Annotated in this window: 16 protein-coding genes; 8 read left to right on the top strand and 8 right to left on the bottom strand. The window is 62.9% G+C overall.

The window, feature by feature from the left end; genetic code table 11:
* The first annotated feature begins 5 nt into the window (after positions 1 to 5).
* Genes G5S42_RS11150 through G5S42_RS11140 form a run of 3 tightly spaced genes read left to right on the top strand, consistent with a single transcriptional unit; the run spans position 6 to position 5,218 of the window.
* The gene (locus G5S42_RS11150; RefSeq protein ID WP_176106803.1) at positions 6 to 758 is read left to right on the top strand and encodes a peptidylprolyl isomerase; all 753 of its coding nucleotides are present in this window, start codon (positions 6 to 8) and stop codon (positions 756 to 758) included.
* Positions 759 to 797: 39 nt separating this feature from the next.
* Complete coding sequence (locus G5S42_RS11145) at positions 798 to 3,866, top strand: peptidase domain-containing ABC transporter (RefSeq protein WP_176106802.1); 3,069 nt, start codon at positions 798 to 800, stop codon at positions 3,864 to 3,866.
* Positions 3,863 to 5,218 (top strand): sigma-54 interaction domain-containing protein, encoded by a 1,356-nt coding sequence (locus G5S42_RS11140; protein ID WP_176106801.1) that lies wholly within the window; start codon positions 3,863 to 3,865, stop codon positions 5,216 to 5,218. Before G5S42_RS11145 ends, G5S42_RS11140 begins: the two co-directional genes overlap by 4 nt.
* A 69-nt stretch (positions 5,219 to 5,287) precedes the next feature.
* Here G5S42_RS11140 and G5S42_RS11135 read toward each other — a convergent pair whose 3' ends face one another.
* Together G5S42_RS11135 and G5S42_RS11130 are read right to left on the bottom strand one after the other, a co-directional pair.
* Entirely contained in the window at positions 5,288 to 6,058 is a 771-nt protein-coding gene (locus G5S42_RS11135; RefSeq protein WP_176106800.1) for a PP2C family protein-serine/threonine phosphatase, read from the bottom strand.
* 5 nt (positions 6,059 to 6,063) lie between these two features.
* Positions 6,064 to 6,351, bottom strand: a complete 288-nt coding sequence (locus G5S42_RS11130; RefSeq protein ID WP_176106799.1) for a hypothetical protein — start codon at positions 6,349 to 6,351, stop codon at positions 6,064 to 6,066.
* A 451-nt stretch (positions 6,352 to 6,802) separates the two neighbouring features.
* Here G5S42_RS11130 and G5S42_RS11125 point away from each other — a divergent pair, with 451 nt between their 5' ends.
* Entirely contained in the window at positions 6,803 to 7,324 is a 522-nt protein-coding gene (locus G5S42_RS11125) for a lecithin retinol acyltransferase family protein (protein WP_176106798.1), read from the top strand.
* Between the two features lie 40 nt (positions 7,325 to 7,364).
* Positions 7,365 to 7,622, top strand: a complete 258-nt coding sequence (locus G5S42_RS11120) for a hypothetical protein (protein ID WP_176106797.1) — start codon at positions 7,365 to 7,367, stop codon at positions 7,620 to 7,622.
* Here the strand turns inward: G5S42_RS11120 and G5S42_RS11115 are convergent.
* Complete coding sequence (locus G5S42_RS11115) at positions 7,613 to 8,491, bottom strand: LysR family transcriptional regulator (protein ID WP_176106796.1); 879 nt, start codon at positions 8,489 to 8,491, stop codon at positions 7,613 to 7,615. The two genes, G5S42_RS11120 and G5S42_RS11115, sit on opposite strands and share 10 nt — an antisense overlap.
* 338 nt (positions 8,492 to 8,829) lie before the next feature.
* Here G5S42_RS11115 and G5S42_RS11110 point away from each other — a divergent pair, with 338 nt between their 5' ends.
* Positions 8,830 to 9,321 (top strand): DUF4126 domain-containing protein, encoded by a 492-nt coding sequence (locus G5S42_RS11110; protein WP_176106795.1) that lies wholly within the window; start codon positions 8,830 to 8,832, stop codon positions 9,319 to 9,321.
* Between the two features lie 75 nt (positions 9,322 to 9,396).
* Here the strand turns inward: G5S42_RS11110 and tehA are convergent, their stop codons facing one another.
* The 3 genes from tehA to G5S42_RS11095 form a co-directional block, all read right to left on the bottom strand.
* Entirely contained in the window at positions 9,397 to 10,422 is a 1,026-nt protein-coding gene (gene tehA / locus G5S42_RS11105) for a dicarboxylate transporter/tellurite-resistance protein TehA (RefSeq protein WP_176106794.1), read from the bottom strand.
* Between the two features lie 177 nt (positions 10,423 to 10,599).
* Positions 10,600 to 10,950, bottom strand: coding sequence for a response regulator (locus tag G5S42_RS11100; protein ID WP_176106793.1), 351 nt, complete (start codon positions 10,948 to 10,950; stop codon positions 10,600 to 10,602).
* 5 nt (positions 10,951 to 10,955) lie between these two features.
* Positions 10,956 to 12,461: an ATPase domain-containing protein gene (locus tag G5S42_RS11095; RefSeq protein ID WP_176106792.1), complete on the bottom strand. Its 1,506-nt coding sequence runs from the start codon at positions 12,459 to 12,461 to the stop codon at positions 10,956 to 10,958.
* Positions 12,462 to 12,676: 215 nt separating this feature from the next.
* Here G5S42_RS11095 and G5S42_RS11090 point away from each other — a divergent pair, with 215 nt between their 5' ends.
* A complete protein-coding gene (locus G5S42_RS11090; protein WP_176106791.1) occupies positions 12,677 to 13,723 on the top strand; it encodes a phytoene/squalene synthase family protein in 1,047 nt (348 codons plus the stop codon).
* Positions 13,724 to 13,827: 104 nt separating this feature from the next.
* Positions 13,828 to 14,076 (top strand): hypothetical protein, encoded by a 249-nt coding sequence (locus G5S42_RS11085; RefSeq protein WP_176106790.1) that lies wholly within the window; start codon positions 13,828 to 13,830, stop codon positions 14,074 to 14,076.
* Positions 14,077 to 14,271: 195 nt separating this feature from the next.
* On the opposite strand, the gene G5S42_RS11080 is transcribed toward G5S42_RS11085, so the two are convergent.
* Entirely contained in the window at positions 14,272 to 14,586 is a 315-nt protein-coding gene (locus G5S42_RS11080; protein ID WP_176106789.1) for a DUF4148 domain-containing protein, read from the bottom strand.
* Between the two features lie 196 nt (positions 14,587 to 14,782).
* Positions 14,783 to 16,345 carry an alkaline phosphatase family protein gene (locus G5S42_RS11075; protein WP_176106788.1) on the bottom strand — a complete coding sequence of 521 codons (1,563 nt, stop codon included), beginning with the start codon at positions 16,343 to 16,345 and terminating at the stop codon, positions 14,783 to 14,785.
* Positions 16,346 to 16,416 lie beyond the last annotated feature (71 nt).

Below are 16,416 nucleotides of genomic sequence, written 5' to 3'. Positions count from 1 at the left end.
AACAAATGACCGCGATAGTGCGTATCGATGATGAAGTCGTGAACGTTGACGAGTTCATTCGTCTTCTGAAACTGACCGGCCAGTTCGAGAGCCTGATCGAGCAGATCGTGCGCGACAAGCTTACCGTCCATGCTGCGAAAAAGCAGGGCATCACTGTCAGTGCCGATGAGATCCAGCAGCGCGCGGACCAGTTTCGCCGCGTGCGCGGGCTGCATCGCGCGGCTGACATGAATCATTATCTCGACGCGCTGCACGTGAGCCTCGACGAATTCGAGGCGTTCATTACCGACGGGCTCTATCAGGAGAAGATGCTCGACGACATCGGTAACGACGCGGCGATCCGTGATTACTTCGCGTTGAATTCACCGAAGTTCGACGCGATCGAAGTCAGCCATATCGTGCTCGATAGCGAAGGCAAGGCGAAGGAAATGATCTCGTACCTGCACGACGACCCCGACGCCTTCGCCGAGATGGCGCGCGAGCATTCGATTGCGGATACGCGCGAGTCCGGCGGCGTGATCGGCAAGGTACTGCGCGGTTCGCTGAAGCCCGATATCGAGGCGAAGATCTTCAATGCGGCGGTCGGCGATCTGCTTGGTCCGTTTCCGTCGGCCGACCGTTCGTGTTTCGAGATCTTCGCGGTGACGGCCAAATATCCGGCCACGCTCGATGCCGACGTGGCGACCGAAATCCGCCGTTTGCTGCGCGAAAGCTGGCTGATCGCCCGCGCCCAGGAACACGTGATCGAAGCGCGCTAGTACCCGACTAGCGCCCGATAAAGCGAGGCTCACCGATACATGGACGCTCCTCAGACCGCGCCATCCGCGCCCTCCACCGCCGAATTTCTCGCTTCGGTGGAGATCCTGTCGCCATTCTCGCGCGACGAATTGGAGCGGCTTGCCGAATACGCGCAGGCAAAGTTCTATTCGTTCGGCGAAACGGTGTGCTCGGCTGGCGAAGTGGCCGATGGTCTCTTTGTGATCCGCTCGGGCACGGTGCGTATCTTTACCGAGGAGCACGGCAAGGAAACCAGCATGGGCGTGCGCAAGTCGGGGGAGATCTTTGCCGACATTGCGATGTTGCGCTCGTACGTTCACGAAGCGTCGGTACGTTCGTCCGGCAAGACCGAAGTGCTGTTCATTCCGCGCAGCGCGATCGAACCGGTGATGGCGGCCAACGCCGCCGCGCTGGCGTTCGTCGCCAGCTATGTCGCGATCAATTCGGCCGGCGGCTTCGTCGCGCAACTGTTCGACCTGCGCGGCAAGCTGAACAAGGCGGAACTCGAAGAGTACGTGCGCAGCGTCGGCGCAAAAAGGGTGGCTGCCGGCAAGGAGATTCTGAAACAGGACGGCCGCGAGGACAGGCGGCTTTATGTGGTGCGGCAAGGCCAGGTGCGCATCGTGCGGCACGAGGAGGGTCACGACTACACGCTCGCGACGCTCGGCGAAGGCGAAATCTTCGGCGAGAAGGCGTGCCTGATGCGCCAGGAACAGATGGCATCGGTGGTTGCGACCACCGACACGCGGCTGCTGGTGATCCCCGAGCGTACCGTCCATTTCATTCTCGAACGCAATCCGAAACTGCGCGAAGTACTCGACGAGCGCATCCGCTACGGCGACCGCGAATTGCAGCGCCAAAAGCGGCTCGAACAGCGGCGCAAGCTGCCGTTGATGCTCGACCTGCAGAGCAGGCCGGAACTCGGCGAGAAGATCATCCGGCGTTTCGCGCTCGTCGAGCAGGCCGAGGAAATGGATTGCGGCGCCGCGTGTCTCGCGATGATCTGCCGCCATTACGGCATTCCGATGACGCTCGGCAAACTGCGCGAACTCGCGAACGTGACGACGCAGGGTGCGACGCTCGACAGCCTCGCGCGCGCGGGCGAGTCGCTCGGCTTCACGACGCGCGGGGTGCAATGCACGTTCGATTCGCTGCGCGGCTTCGATCTGCCGTTCATCGTGCATTGGGAGGGCTACCACTATGTGATCGTGTACGGGCTGTCGAAAGAGTATGTCTGGGTGGCGGACCCGGCACTCGGTTTCAGAAAGCTGAGCGTCGAAGATTTCGAACGCGGCTGGAGCGGCACCTGCCTATTGTTTACCGGCGGATCGCAACTGTTGCAGATGTCGGCCGAGCGCTCGCCGTGGATTCGTTTTGTCGGATACCTGAAGCCGTACCGCAAGATACTCGGCTATCTATTCCTGGCGACCTTCGTGATCCAGGTGCTCGGCGTGATTCCACCGCTGATCATTCAGAACATTCTCGACGGCGTGATCGTGCATCAGAACGTCAGTCTGCTGCATATGCTGATCGGCGGGCTCATCATCTCCAGCGTCTTTACACAGCTGATGTCGACGATACGCGCGTATCTTGCGAACTTCATGGTCCGCAACATGGATTTCGCAATGATGTCGCAGTTCTTCAAGCATACGTTGTCGCTGCCGTTCTCATTCTTCGCAAAGCGCAAGACCGGCGATATCTTCGCGCGCTTTCAGGAGAACCAGACGATCCGCGCGTTCCTGACCGAATCCACCGTGACGACCGCGCTGAATCTGCTGATGATCTTCATCTACTTCACGATCATGTTCGTGTACAACGTGAAGATGACGCTGGTGTTGATCGCATTCGTGATTCCGATCATGGGACTCACGGTGATCGCGACACCGAAGATCAAGGGCTACGCGCGCGAGGTGTTTACGGCATCGACCGAGGCGAAGTCGTTCCTGATGGAGGCGCTCTCCGGCGTCGAGACGGTCAAGGGCATGGGCATCGAGAGGCCGGTGCGCTTGCGCTGGGAAAAGAAATACGCGAAGGCGCTCGAATTGCAGTATCGCGCGCACGCATTCAATATTCTGGTCAGCTTTGGCAGCCAATTGCTGAATGCGGCCACGACGATTGCGATTCTTTGGGTCGGCGCGAATCTGGTACTCGCACGCGAATTGACGATCGGCCAGTTGATCGCGTTCAATGCATTCATGGGCAGCGTATTGAGTCCGCTGATGGGTCTCGTCGGCTTGTGGAGCATGCTCAACGATGCGGGTGTCGCAATGGAACGGCTCGGCGATGTGCTCGATATCGAGCCCGAACAGAAGCCGCAGGATCTGCCTTCCCGCGTCATGCTGCCGGAACTGCAGGGCGAAATCAGTCTGCAAGGCGTCTATTTCCGCTATGGCGAAGAGGATTCCGCTTATGTGCTCGAGAACATCAGCTTCGATATCAAGCCCGGTGAACTGGTCGCGATCGTCGGGCGCAGCGGCTCGGGAAAAACCACGCTCGCGAAGCTGCTGGTCGGGTTCTATCAGCCGAGCGAAGGGAAAATGACGATCGACGGTTACGACTCCGGCGTGATCGACAAGGCTTATTTCCGCGCGCAAATCGGCTACGTGATGCAGAGCAACCTGCTGTTCTCGGGCACGATAGCCGAGAACATCGCGAGCGGCGACGACGCGCCGGACCGCCGGCGCATCGAGGAGGTCGCGAAAATGGCCGACGCGCATGGCTTCATCAGCAAGATGCCGCTCGGTTATGAGCAGGTCGTCGGCGAGCGCGGCATCGGCTTGTCGGGTGGTCAGATCCAGCGGCTGTGCATTGCGCGCGCGTTGTATCACGATCCGCGTCTGCTCGTATTCGACGAGGCGACATCGGCGCTCGACTCGCAATCGGAAAGCAATATTCTCGGCAATATGCACGACATCCTGAAGGGCCGCACGGCGGTGATCATCGCGCATCGGCTCAGCACGATCATGCGCGCGGACAAGATTCTCGTGCTGTATGAAGGCGCGATCGTCGAACAGGGCCGTCACGAGGAGCTGATCCAGCGCGGCGGCATGTACTATCAGCTCGTGCAGAAACAGTTGAGTGCATCATGATGAAGATACTCGACCAGATTGAAGAGGCGAGTCCCGCGATATCGTACGCGGGACTGATCGAGCGGATCGAGATCCTGCGCTCCACGTTGCGCTGGTCGTCGCGGCTCGAACGCGCCGATATCGACAAGCTGCTCAGGCAGGCCACCTCGTTGCGCGACGAAGTGATGCAGCTTTCGCACAAGGAGCGCTTCGTGCAGGCAGCCACCGCGGGCGAGCCGCAGACGAGCGCGGAGCAATCGCGTGGAGCGCGCCGCAAGGCGCTGCTCGAACGGAGCTTTATTTTCGAGGGCACGTTCGGCGACAATCCGCGGCTGCTCGAATCGCTCGAAATCGCGGAAAAAGCCGCGCCGACCGATTTGCCGGTGTTGATCGATGGAGAGAGCGGCACCGGCAAAGAGCTGATGGCGAAAGTGATTCACGCGAATGGCGCGCGTGCGGACAAGCCGTTCATTTCGGTGAACTGCGGCGCGATTCCGGACAATCTGCTGGAATCGGAGCTTTTCGGGCATCGCAAGGGCGCATTTACCGGCGCGTCGAACGACCGCAAGGGCAAATTCGAAAGCGCGCACACGGGCACGATCTTTCTCGACGAAATCGGCGAGTTGCCGCTCGCGGGCCAGGTCAAGCTGCTGCGCGTGCTCGAAGCGCACGAGATTCAACGCGTCGGTTCCGACGAAACGATCGCGGTCGATACGCGCATCGTCGCGGCGACCAATCGCAATCTGCGCAAGCTCAGCGAGGAAGGCCGGTTTCGCGAGGATCTGTTCTACCGGCTCAGCGTGATTCACGTGACGCTGCCGCCGCTACGCGAACGGCGCGACGAAATTCCGTTGCTGATTGCGTGGTTCGGCGACGAGGCGGCGGGCACGCTGAAACGCAGGCCGGTCAGATTGACGCCGCGTTTGCGCGACTTTCTGTTGAGCTACGCGTATCCGGGCAATATCCGCGAATTGCGCAACGTGATGTATCGCATCTCATGTCTGGCTGCTGATATGGCCGACGTCGAGCACTTGCCGCTCGATATGCGACCGGCCGCACCCGGTTCAGCGGCGGCGCAGGCGGAGGGCGGGCAGGCGAGCGGCGAGCAGCCGATCAGTGTCGCGAATCTGATGTCGTTGAGCGACGCGAAGCGGGCGGCCAGCGACGACGCCGAGAAAGCGTTTCTCGAACGCGGACTGCGTGAAGTCGGCGGAACGGTCGCCGAGCTGGCGCGGCGCATCGATATGAATCGCTCGCACTTGCAGATGCTGCTGAAAAAGCATGGCCTGCACTCGAAGGATTTCCGCAATCGCAATGCGCCGCCCACGAAAAACGGCACGAACGAGCGCGATGAGGAAGACGACGAAGGCTGATGGAAGGACCACTGAAGGGACCACTGAAGGAACCACAGAAGGCTCGCTCAAACGCGTGCCTGAAGACCATCAAGGCGCCGGATTCAGCAAGGTCTTGTCCGCCGCATTCGGGTCTTGCGCTTCGACGACCACGGCCGTGATGTTGTCGCGTCCGCCGCGCGCGAGCGCGAGGTCGACCAGTTCGCAGCATGCGTTTTCACGCTCCGCCGAGGTCAGCACGCCGGCGATTTCGTCGTCGCTCAGTTCGTTGCTCAGACCGTCGCTGCACAACAGGAACACATCGCCGTCGGCGACTTCGATCGCGTCGTCGTCGAGTTCGAGCAGATCCGTTGCGCCGACCGCGCGCGTGATCATGTGTTGCGCCGGATGATTGCGTGCCTCTTCGTCGGTGATGACGCCGAGCGAGCGCAGTTCCTCGACCTGGCTGTGATCGCGCGTCAGTTGCCGTAACTGTCCGTCGCGGTACAGGTAGATGCGGCTGTCGCCGGCCCACACGTAGCCGCAGAAGCGATCGCAGGCAAGCAGCACGACCACGGTGCTGCCGATGCGCTGCACCTGGCGGCGCTCGGCTTCATCGCGCAACTGACGGTTCGCGAATTGCAGACGCGCGCGTACATCGGCGATCAGCATTCTGAGGCCGTGCGGCGCTGCCAGTTGAGTCAACGCGTCGATCACGGTGCGGCTCGCAACGTCGCCGACCGCGTGACCGCCCATCCCATCGGCGACAGCCCAGCGTCCCGCCTCGGGCTCGTTGAGGCAGGCATCTTCGTTGATTTCGCGGACCCGTCCCGTGTCGGAACGCGCGGACGATGTCCAGCGAAATTGGCTCTCGCAGGTCACAACGGCTACACCATCTGGTTTCGGTTGCGTGCGTCTGGAGACACGGTGAGGGTCGCGTTCGCGCCGGTGTTGCGTACGTCGACCGACTGGAACTGGTTGATCATCTGGTTAGCATAGAAGTTGTTGGAGACCTCGTACAGATTGACCACCGGCCCAATGCTAGGCGTTTGCGGCACGTATGGCTGAATCCAGCCATAGATCCATGGCGCGCCGCCGCCACCGCGAATCGCCGCCATCGCTTTGCGATCGAGCGCGAGGTTCAGCGAGAGGTCGTTCAATTTGATGCAGGACATATCGTTCTCCGGTTGGCCGCGTGTGCAATGTGCGCGGCTGAATGGACCCTGCACCCGATGGTGCAAAGGCCATGCCAATCGGGGGCGGATTCGGCGCGAAACCCGCAGCGCTTTGACTGGCGTGCGTTTCGCGGCTTTTACCACGAATCCGGTCGGCGCAATCGGTCGGTTCCCGGCCAACAAGCCCGCCTTCGAACAGGTGTAGGACCCAACACATTCAGGCGGGTCCTCTTCCGTTTTCCATTCACCTGAAGCAGCGCGCGACACGGCTCGCAAATGAGCGTCGCGCGCCAACAGATCAGCGCGATTTCTGTTGGTCTCGTACTGACATCTACCTCTTCAGAAAACCGCTCGATCGGCCGTCAAGCCCGTAAATACGGGCTTTCCGGCAACTGGCCCGGATGATGCAAAAGCTGTCGCAACAGTGTTGGAAATGCGAACGAGGCCAGCCATGAACACCCAAACGCTCGATACCCGCGACGACGAACCGCAATCCGCAGCCGCTTGCGACACCACATCATCGACGATCGATCTGCCGATCGGCGCGCATCTGGTTACGCAACGCCATGGCTACGAACATCACGGCATCTATGTCGGCAACGGCCGCGTCGTGCACTACTCGGGCTTTGCGGGTTCCGCGCATCGCGGCCCGGTCGAGGAAGTCGAACTGGCGCGCTTCGCCGCTGGCCATTCGATGTCGGTTCGGGCGACGCCGAGCGCGATCTACGTCGGTGCCGAAGCAGTGAGCCGCGCGCGCTCCCGCCTCGGCGAAAACCGCTATCGCCTGCTGACCAACAACTGCGAACACTTCTGCGCGTGGTGCCTGCTCGGCGAAAGCCGCAGCGATCAGGTGGATTGCTGCCTGCGCCATCCGAGCACGGGCGTGCGCGCACTGCTGTGCCTCGTGAAGGCGTTTGTCGAGAGCGGGGCGAGGAACGATCACCGCGCGGCGCAACTCGTGCAATTCGCGTGAACGCGGCGCGCTGGGAACGGGGCGATTCGAGGAGAACATCATGGTTGCCGCGGAAAAGAGCTTGCACTGGGCCGTCGACAAATGGCTCGCGCCCACGCCGTCGATGCCCGCGCGCGTCGTGCGGTTCTGCCATCGCGCGTCACAACAGCAACGCTATGTATGCGTGCAAGCGTTGAAGCCGGAAGGATTGCTGTCGATCTTCTTCTTCCGCCACGGCGACGGTTCGTGGAACGTGTTCCCGCCGCAAGCCGAGCGGCCCGCGATGAACGGGTACGGCCGCGTAGCAACTCAGGCGTGACCCGCGGTGGCCGCTTCCTTGGCGAGCCACTGACTGAACAGCAACATCGCCGGCGTCATGGGCTTGCCCTTCAGGCAGGTCAGCCAGTAGCTGCCCGCCTTCACCTCGACGTCGAACGGGCGCACCAGACGCCCGGTATTGATCTCCCGTTCGAACATCAACGCAGGCGCGAGCGCGATGCCCGCGCCTTGTATCGCCGCCTCCACCATCAGCCGCGACGAATCGAACACCGGCCCGCGCACCGGCCGCGGCGCGATGCCCGCGGCCGCGAACCAGTTCATCCAGTCGTCCATGCGGTACGAGCGCAGCAGCGTTTCGTTGGCGAGATCGTCGGGCCGCGTGAGGCGCGCGGCGATCTCGGGCGTGCAGAGCAGCGCGAGCGGCGCGTCGAGCAGCTTGGTGGCGAGCGAGCCGGGCCAGGTGCCGTCGCCGAAACGGATCGCGAAATCGAGGCCTTCGGTCGCGAGATCGACGAGGTTGTTATTGGTCAGGAGCCGCAGTTCGACGAACGGATGCGCGTCGCGAAACGACTTCAGGCGCGGCATCAGCCAGCCGACCGCGAACGTGCCGACCACACCGACCGTCAGCACCTCGTGGAAATGCCCGCCGTCGAACTGCTTGAGCACCGCCTCGATACGATCGAACGCGTCGGACAGCACCGGCCGCAGCGCGAGCCCTTCGTCGGTCATCGCGAGGCCGCGCGGCAAACGCTTGAATAGCGCGGTGCCGAGCCGCTCCTCCAGCGAGCGGACCTGCTGGCTGACCGCGGCCTGGGTCACGTTCAGCTCTTGCGCGGCGCGCGTGAAGCTCAGATGCCGCGCGGACGATTCGAACGCGCGCAGTGCGTTCAGCGGGAGATACGGTCTCATGGTGCAGATACAAGATTTTCTTGTGAGTGGGCTAACTTATCACCATCGGCCCGCTTCGCCGACTCCCTGGCTGTTATTCGCCAGTCGAATTGTGCGACACTAGGGCCATATCGACGGGGGCAATCGCAGGCCCGGCGCCGCGCGAGCGCGCGGCGGCGAGTCGGCAATCAAGGGCCGGCAATTGTGAGCAACGGTGAATGGCCGCCGCGGATTGCCTCGATGTAGGTAGTGAGAAGTTGACTGTCCAGATGGAATGCTCGACATGTTCTGCCGACGTTCGTCCAGGTAAACCGTCGGCTCGTGCAACCTTGCATCAGTGCCCTCGATCGGAGTCCGCTATGTCCGTGTATGTTCTGGCCTTGCTCATCGGCGTCGTCGCCGGCCTTCGCGCGATGATCGCCCCCACCGCCGTCAGCTGGGCAACGCGCCTGGGATGGCTGCCGCTGCAAGGCACGTCGCTCGCGTTCCTCGGCGCCGCGGCCACGCCGTATATCTTCACCGTGCTGGCGGTCATCGAACTGATCACGGATCAATTGCCCGAAACGCCGAGCCGCAAGGTGCCGCTGCAGTTCGGCGCGCGCGTCGTGCTCGGTGCGCTGAGCGGCGCTGCGATCAGCGGCGTGCATGGGGGCCTCGCGGGCGGTGCGATCGTCGGGGTGCTGGGCGCGGTGGTCGGTGCGGTAGGCGCGGTTATCGGCACGCTCGGCGGCGCGAAAGTGCGCAGTTCGCTCGCGAGCATGTTCGGGCGCGATGCGCCTGCGGCGCTGATCGAGGACGTGGTGGCGATCGTCGCGGCCGCGTTGATCGTCGTGTCGATGCACGGCTTCTGATACGAACGCAAACACAAACGCGAACGCGGCGGCACGCTTTGCGCGTCGCCGCCGCGTTCGGTCGCTGCCTGCCGCTTATTGAACCCGGGCGATTCGCGCGGCCGTCGCGACTTGCTTGACCGGCGCGGTCGCCGCCGTCGAACCCGCCGCCACCGGCGGGATCAGCTTGCCTTGCACGAGCAGCTGAAGCGTCTTCACCACCAGAATCGCGATGATCGCGTTCGCCACCACGAATAGAACCGGCGCCGCGAATTCGATCGGACCCGTTGCGCCGCGTTCGACGAGACGCAGCGCCATCGTCGGCAATGCCGCTACGCCGAAGCTGAACGCCCAGTAGCCGGGCACGAATGCCTGTTGGCGAATCCACGGCAGCAAACGCAGCAGCATCAGCGCTTGAAACAGGCCGTAGCCGAGCAGCGCGAAGGCGAACAGATCGGGCGTGCCGCTCGTGAGGCTCAGATACGCGACACCCCCGACGACCGGCGGCGCGAGCTGCACGCCGAGGGTCGGGCGCAGCGCTTCGGGCAGCGGTTCATGCACGGCGGCGCGATGCAGGATCATCGATTCGAGCGCGAGCCACGCCAGCACGCCGCCGCCGAAAAACAGCTCGCCCAGTTGATGGAAGCCGAATGCGGCCGAGCTCGCCGCGGCGACGAAACCCGCTCCGACCGTCGGCAGATAGATCGCCGGCGTGGTCAGTTCGGGCCTGCGGCCGCCTTGCCACAGCCGGCCATGTAGATAGACCCCGACCCCAAGTTGCGCGAGCGCCGCGATGCCGTATAGCGTCAGCGCGATGGTGTGCGCGTACGGCTGCAGCAGTTGCGCGGCGAGCAGCGTCGAGATCGGCGCGAGCGCGACGAACGACGACTGCACCGGGTGGTCCAGTTCGGCGCGCGCGTCGGCGGTCTGCGCGAACCACTTGTGCGCGTACGCGAACAGAATCACGACCCAGACAGCGAGCGCCGCGACCGTCACTACGCTGCCCGCGACGGCCGGCAAATGCCACAGGCGGATTGCCACGCGCCACAGGTTGGCCAGCGCCAACGAGCCCACCGCGATACTGAAGAAGCCAGCGGGAACCGCACCACGATTGCTGTTCATGACGACCTCCGAAAGTTGCGTCGCGCTGCGGGTTGCTGTCGATGCGCGATCGATGGCGTACTGTAAAAGGCCGCGGAGAATCGCAGAACGCTGCAAACGCTCGACAAATCGCGCGAGCGTCTCAAGCTGTGTTTTTAGCGGGAAAAGAGGCAGAGAAGGCAGGGAGGGAGCCCAGCGTCAACCGCCCATGCGCACCAGCATCGCCAGCAACTGGTCGAACGACAGCGGCTTGCGCGCGTACGCGATGTGCGGATTGGGCTGCACCGGAATGTCCGATGCGGCACTGCACAGGATGATCGGAATATCGCGCAGCTCGGGGTCCTCGTACAGCGCCGCGCACAGCTGGAGGCCCGACATGACCGGCATCATGCAATCCGACACGATGATGCCGGGCCGGCTCGAGCGGACCAGTTCGAGCGCGACGGCGCCGTTCGACGCGGTCCGCACCGCATAGCCGTGTCGTTCCAGCAGCAGCCGCCACACCGTGAGGATGTCGAACTCGTCGTCCACCACCAGAATGGTTTTCATGGCGGCTAGGTTTTTCGCCGCGATTGCAGCGTGGCCGACAGGCCCGGCGTCGGTTGGATGCCGGCGGCGCCGGGCGAGCCCTCGATCACGTCGAGTCCTTGCGACGAAATCGACAGTTCGCGCAGTGACGTGTCGTGCGCGCTTTCGCGTTGCTTGACCACCGAAATCATGCGCCGCAGTCCTCCTTCGGTCTCGGCGTAGCGCAGCAGCACGAGGTTCTCGGTCAGCGCCGACACGCGCACGGCCTTTGCGTGGCCCGGCTCGCTGTACAGCGGCAGCTCTTCGGTGACGAGCGTCGTGACGGCCGCTTCGCGCAACTGATGCAGCAGTGCATTGAGGAACAGGCCGAAGCGCTCGGTGCGCAACGCCGAATCGCGAAAGCCCTCGACGCCGTCGATCACGATGCGCGTCGCGCCGGTCTGCTTGACGGTGGCGAGCGCGTTCGCCGCGATTTCGTCGATGGCGAGTTCGATCGCCGGCTGCCAAAGCACGATCAGACGGCCGTCCCGCCACGCATCGGCAAGCGGAATCGACACCGCTTCGGCTTTGCCGATCAGGCGCTGCGGCCCCTCGTAGAAGCCGAGATACACGCAGCGTTCGCTGCGTGCGAGGCCGGCCGCGAGGAACTGCAGGCACAGCAGCGTCTTGCCGACGCCCGACGGGCCGATCAGCGTGGTCGTCGAGCCTTGCGCGAAGCCGCCGCCGAGCAGATTGTCCAGATGCGGCAAGCCGAAGCCGAGCCGTGCTTTCAGATCGACGGGGCCCGGTTGCGGCGCGCACTGCGCTTCGAGTCGCGGGAACATCAGCAGCCCGCTGCCGGCGATGCGGAAGAAGTGCTTGCCCATCCGATGATCGCGCGCACGCATCTTGTGCACTTCGATCTCGCGCGCGCGGCGCATGCCGTCGTGATAGCGGTTCAGCTCGATCAGACCATCCACCAGCGTGTGCTCGGGATGCGGCTCGTTGCCCGACAGCGGCGCGAGCAGCAGCGTCGTGCAGTCCATCGCGGCGACCAGCGCGTTCAGCTCGTGGATGAACTTCGACAGCGACAGCTCGGTTTCGCTGAATTCGCGCGCGCTGCGAAAGCCGTCGACGATCATCAGGCTCGGCCGGTAGTCGTAGATGCTCGACGCGATCAGCTTGAGGAAACCGTCGAGGCCGTCCTGCATCAGCTCGTGATAGCCGGACACGAACAGCATCTGCTGCGCGACCGCGGTTTCGTCGAAGAAGCTCAGGCCTTTCAGGTGACCGAGCAGCTTGTCGTGCGATTCGGCGATCAGCGTCATATACAGCACTTTCTCGCCTTGCCGGACCCGGTGAAAGCCGATCTGGCTGGACAGGATCGTCTTGCCGGCGCCGGCCATGCCCTCCAGCAGATAGACGCCGCCGCTCACCAGACCGCCACCGAGGATTTCGTCGAAACCAGGCACGCCGGTTTCGATATTGCGTCGCGCCGCGTCAGGCCGAGCCGCGTCAGAAAGACGAGAGGGGTTCGATGCTTCGGTAGTCATTGTCGATGTGTCTTTCAAAGTGCAAGCGACGGCCTGGTCGTGACCGTCCCCTGGTTAACCCCGTCGTGGCAGCAATCCCCGTTCCCGCTCGCGATTAGCGATGTCGCACGGCGCGGGAGCCCGTTGCAGGCGACATGACGGAGAGCGCGTATACAATTCGGCAGCGCCTGATCCCCGCGGGCTTTCACCCGCCTATTTGCCAACCAGTCCAACTCATGCCGAATCCGACCCGGGCCTTTCTTCTCGGTCCGCTCCTGAAAGGCGTTTCACGCTCCTTCTATCTGACGCTGCGCGTGCTGCCCATCGGCATGCGCGATCCGATCGGCCTTGCATATTTGCTCGCGCGCGCCGCCGATACCATTGCCGACACCTCGCTGATCGCGCCGGGCCAACGCCTCGAATTGCTGCTTGCGTTGCGCGATCAGGTCAATGGCGTGGCCGTCGCTAGTGCGCCGTTCCAGCGCATCGCCGCCGAAGTCGCGGGTCAGCAGACGCAGTCGGATGAAAAGCTGCTGCTCGAATCGTTGAACCCCGCGCTCGACGTGCTGGCGCAACTGAGCGAGTCCGACCGCCACGCGGTGCGCGCGATCGTCACGACGCTGACCGAAGGCATGGAATTCGATTTGCGCACGTTTCCCGACGAACGCTCCGGCCAGATCGCGGCGCTGCGCGAATACGGCGAACTCGATCGCTATACGTATCTGGTCGCGGGCTGCGTCGGCGAGTTCTGGACCACGATGACTTATGCGCACATGCCGGGCACGCTGAAGCAGCAGCCCGACACGATGAAGCAGCGCGGCGTGCGTTTCGGCAAGGCATTGCAGATGACCAACGTGCTGCGCGATTGCGGAAAGGACTTGCGCATCGGCCGCTGCTATCTGCCGCAGAGCATGCTCGAGCGCCACGCTCTAAGCGCGCGCGATCTGCTGCAACCGGCCAATTCGATGCACGCGCGGCCGCTGCTCGTCGAACTACTGCGCAAGACGCTCGATCATTTCCGCGCGGCGCTCGACTATACGCTTGCGATTCCGGCGAGCGCGGTGCGCTTGCGGCTCGCCTGCCTGTGGCCGATCCTGATCGGCCTCGACACTTTGCTGCTGCTCGCGGATAACGACGCGTGGCTCGATCCGGCGAAAGTGTCGAAGGTGACGCGCGGTGACGTCTATCGGATCATCGCGTCGTCGCTGCTGCTGGTGCCGTCGAATGCTTTGGTGCGCAATGCGATCAATAGCCGCATCGCGCGGATCGAGGCTCGGCTGTAGGCGCAAACGATTTATTCTGGATCATTGAAACGTCAACAATCGGGAAAGCCCTAGGCCACTGCATTCGCGCTTCGCGTTAGTCTTTTCGAAAAGGAGACGAACCCATGCGACAAGCGTTCAATATTGCGTTGGTGCTTTTGCTTGGCTATTTGATGGCGGATCGGGCGTTGATGCGTGCGCAGGCGGGCGAGGTCGGCACGATTACGTGTCACCAGGGCGCGGCGCTCGTTAAATCGGACGCGTTGAAAAAGGGCTTTGGTGACGCTGGCGCGAGCGCGCAGAGCGAGAGCTTCCTGTCGAGTTGCCTCGTGACCGGGCGTGGCCAGGTCGGGGATCTGATCGCGCGCGAGTGAGCGCCGGCAGTTGAGGATTCGTCACGGCGCACGCATAGCGCCGCGAAAAAGCGCCCAGACCGTGAAGGCCCGGGCGAAGTCATCGGGAACCCGATGACGGAGGTAACACATATGAACTGGCCCGCGCTCGGAGATACCCGAGCAGCGGGCCAGTTCATTTGATTCGGGGTGCGCGTCGCAAGGACGCGCCATCGCTTACTGACCGAAGTAGACCGACTTCGGGCCACTCATCGGAGCCGCACGGCTCGTTTGGGCCGTACCGCTCACCACACCACCGAAGCCGGTAGCGGCTTGGCCGCCGCCGTTTTGCGCGTCGACGCGGGCTTGCGCAGCCTGGATGTCAGCCGGGTAGTGCGGGTCGGCGTGACCAGGTTGATAGCCGGCCTTTTCCAGTTGCACCAGATCGGCGCGCACTTGAGCGCGGGTCACGGGCTGGTTGGCTTGTGCGAAAGCAGCGGCCGGAGCGGCGACAGCGACGGCGATGACAACAGCTTGAATCAGCGATTTCATGATACTTACCTCCAGTTCAGGATTTTTGTCTTGCTGCGAACGTGCTTGTTCGTAGTTAGTGATTGCATTGTAATTTGGTGAACTTGGCAGAGTAGGTCGTGATGCGGCTAATGTTTGTTGCGAATCTTGATATAAAAGCGCGGAACTTTCAGGGTTAACGCGTAGACGTTCTTTGCGCGGCCGGCAATGCGGAGTGCTACTTCTCCGAGACCGGACTGACGGCCGAGGGTGTTGCCATTGCCGTTGCCGGTGCCGGCGCGTCGTTTCGCGCGATGCCCGGCGTCGCGGCACGCACCGATTGCCGCAAGCGTGTGAACGCCTGACTCGTGCGCGCATCACGCTGGTCGCGTGCGTCGTAGAAGTCCTTGCTGAGCCACTGGCCGAGACTCGTCATCAGCGAGCCCAATGCGCTCTTGAAGCGCACCCACGCATTGCCGGTGCGCGCCAGTTGTGCGGCCCCCTCGACCGCCTCGGCGGCGAGCCGGTCCAGTTCCGCGTGCAGAAAGTCGGCGAAGTGATGCAGGCCTTGCTGATTGCCATTCGACGATTTGCGCTCCAGCTCGACGTGCTCGGCAATCAGCGATTGATTGGGCACGCGAATAAACGCCGGCGTATCGGCGCGCGCGCCGCCGTCACGGCGAATCGCCACGCCGAGGTTCGCCGATGCCGCGGTGCGCTCGCCGAGCGGTGGCATTTGCCACTTGTCGCACAGGTATTTCAACAGGCTGCAATGATCGAATCGTTCGTTGCATACGCCGGCTTCGCACCACGGTGACACGAGGATCGCGGGAACGCGTACGCCGAGTCGTTTGAAATCGAAGCTCGTGGTGTGGCCGTCGGGTGCGACTGCGTCGGCCGGCGGCGATACGTGGTCGTAGAAGCCGCCGTGTTCATCGTAGAGGACCACCAATAAGGTGCGCTCCCACAGCGCCTGATTCGAGCGCAGCGCATTGTAGGTGTCCGCGATCAGCTTCTCCGCCTTCATGATGTTGTGCGGCGGATGATCGTCGTTCTGCGCTTCGCCGAAGTACTTCGGCTCGATCAGCACGAATTGCGGGAATTGGCTGGCGGGTCCCGCTGCGTCCTCGAAGAACTTGTCGAAAGAGCGGTAATTCGCGAGGTTTTCCGCGCGTCGCTGGTTCTTCAGCAGCAGTGACGCGGGGAAGTCATAGAAATAGACGCTCCATGTTTTGCGCGCGGCGTTCAAGCGATCGAAAATCGTGTCCTGATCCTGCTCGGTGTACCAGCGTGGATTGAGTCCGTCGAGCCCCGAAGGCATGTCGATCTCGCCTTTCGACGTACCCGTCAGTGCGAAAAAGCGATTCGGCCACGTCGGCCCCGGCAATGAAGAGAACCACCGGTCACACACGGTGAATTGCGAACCGAGCGTGTGCAGCGCGGGCAGAAAGCCGAGCGGGTAATAGCCCATCACGTCTTGCCGCGCGACGAGGCTGCTCTCCGGGTAGTCGTTGACGAACGAACGCACGAAGCCGCTGTTGTCGGCGGCGATCTGATCCATCACGGCCTTGTGCTCGTGATTCGGATCGTGCTTCATCTGCCGCTCGCGCGTCGCACGCGGATAGAAGGTATTGCCTTGACCGTCGGCGTTCGATTTGCCGGCCGCGTTGCGCACCCCGTCCAGTTTGTCGTGCACGGCGTCGAGGCAGCCGAGCATCTGGTCGAACGAGTGATTCTCCATCAGCAGCAGCACGACGTGTTCGATCGGATCGTTCTGCGCGTTCGGCTTGACCTCACTCATCTTGATCGCTCCACTCGGGACGGGATGGACTTAGCGCTTGCCAACTTAGCGCAAAACGCGTGCTGGCGAAA

Source organism: Paraburkholderia youngii (assembly GCF_013366925.1).
Lineage (GTDB): Bacteria > Pseudomonadota > Gammaproteobacteria > Burkholderiales > Burkholderiaceae > Paraburkholderia > Paraburkholderia youngii.
This window is presented reverse-complemented; position numbering and strand designations above follow the sequence as displayed.

Excerpts from the sequence above, each read along its gene's own strand:
- G5S42_RS11140 (WP_176106801.1), top strand. The coding sequence starts at position 3,863 with ATGATGAAGATACTCGACCAGATTGAAGAGGCGAGTCCCGCGATATCG.
- G5S42_RS11095 (WP_176106792.1), bottom strand. The coding sequence starts at position 12,461 with ATGACTACCGAAGCATCGAACCCCTCTCGTCTTTCTGACGCGGCTCGG.
- G5S42_RS11090 (WP_176106791.1), top strand. The coding sequence starts at position 12,677 with ATGCCGAATCCGACCCGGGCCTTTCTTCTCGGTCCGCTCCTGAAAGGC.
- G5S42_RS11150 (WP_176106803.1), top strand. The coding sequence starts at position 6 with ATGACCGCGATAGTGCGTATCGATGATGAAGTCGTGAACGTTGACGAG.
- G5S42_RS11100 (WP_176106793.1), bottom strand. The coding sequence starts at position 10,950 with ATGAAAACCATTCTGGTGGTGGACGACGAGTTCGACATCCTCACGGTG.
- G5S42_RS11085 (WP_176106790.1), top strand. The coding sequence starts at position 13,828 with ATGCGACAAGCGTTCAATATTGCGTTGGTGCTTTTGCTTGGCTATTTG.
- G5S42_RS11130 (WP_176106799.1), bottom strand. The coding sequence starts at position 6,351 with ATGTCCTGCATCAAATTGAACGACCTCTCGCTGAACCTCGCGCTCGAT.
- tehA (WP_176106794.1), bottom strand. The coding sequence starts at position 10,422 with ATGAACAGCAATCGTGGTGCGGTTCCCGCTGGCTTCTTCAGTATCGCG.
- G5S42_RS11110 (WP_176106795.1), top strand. The coding sequence starts at position 8,830 with ATGTCCGTGTATGTTCTGGCCTTGCTCATCGGCGTCGTCGCCGGCCTT.
- G5S42_RS11120 (WP_176106797.1), top strand. The coding sequence starts at position 7,365 with ATGGTTGCCGCGGAAAAGAGCTTGCACTGGGCCGTCGACAAATGGCTC.
- G5S42_RS11080 (WP_176106789.1), bottom strand. The coding sequence starts at position 14,586 with ATGAAATCGCTGATTCAAGCTGTTGTCATCGCCGTCGCTGTCGCCGCT.
- G5S42_RS11125 (WP_176106798.1), top strand. The coding sequence starts at position 6,803 with ATGAACACCCAAACGCTCGATACCCGCGACGACGAACCGCAATCCGCA.
- G5S42_RS11115 (WP_176106796.1), bottom strand. The coding sequence starts at position 8,491 with ATGAGACCGTATCTCCCGCTGAACGCACTGCGCGCGTTCGAATCGTCC.
- G5S42_RS11075 (WP_176106788.1), bottom strand. The coding sequence starts at position 16,345 with ATGAGTGAGGTCAAGCCGAACGCGCAGAACGATCCGATCGAACACGTC.
- G5S42_RS11145 (WP_176106802.1), top strand. The coding sequence starts at position 798 with ATGGACGCTCCTCAGACCGCGCCATCCGCGCCCTCCACCGCCGAATTT.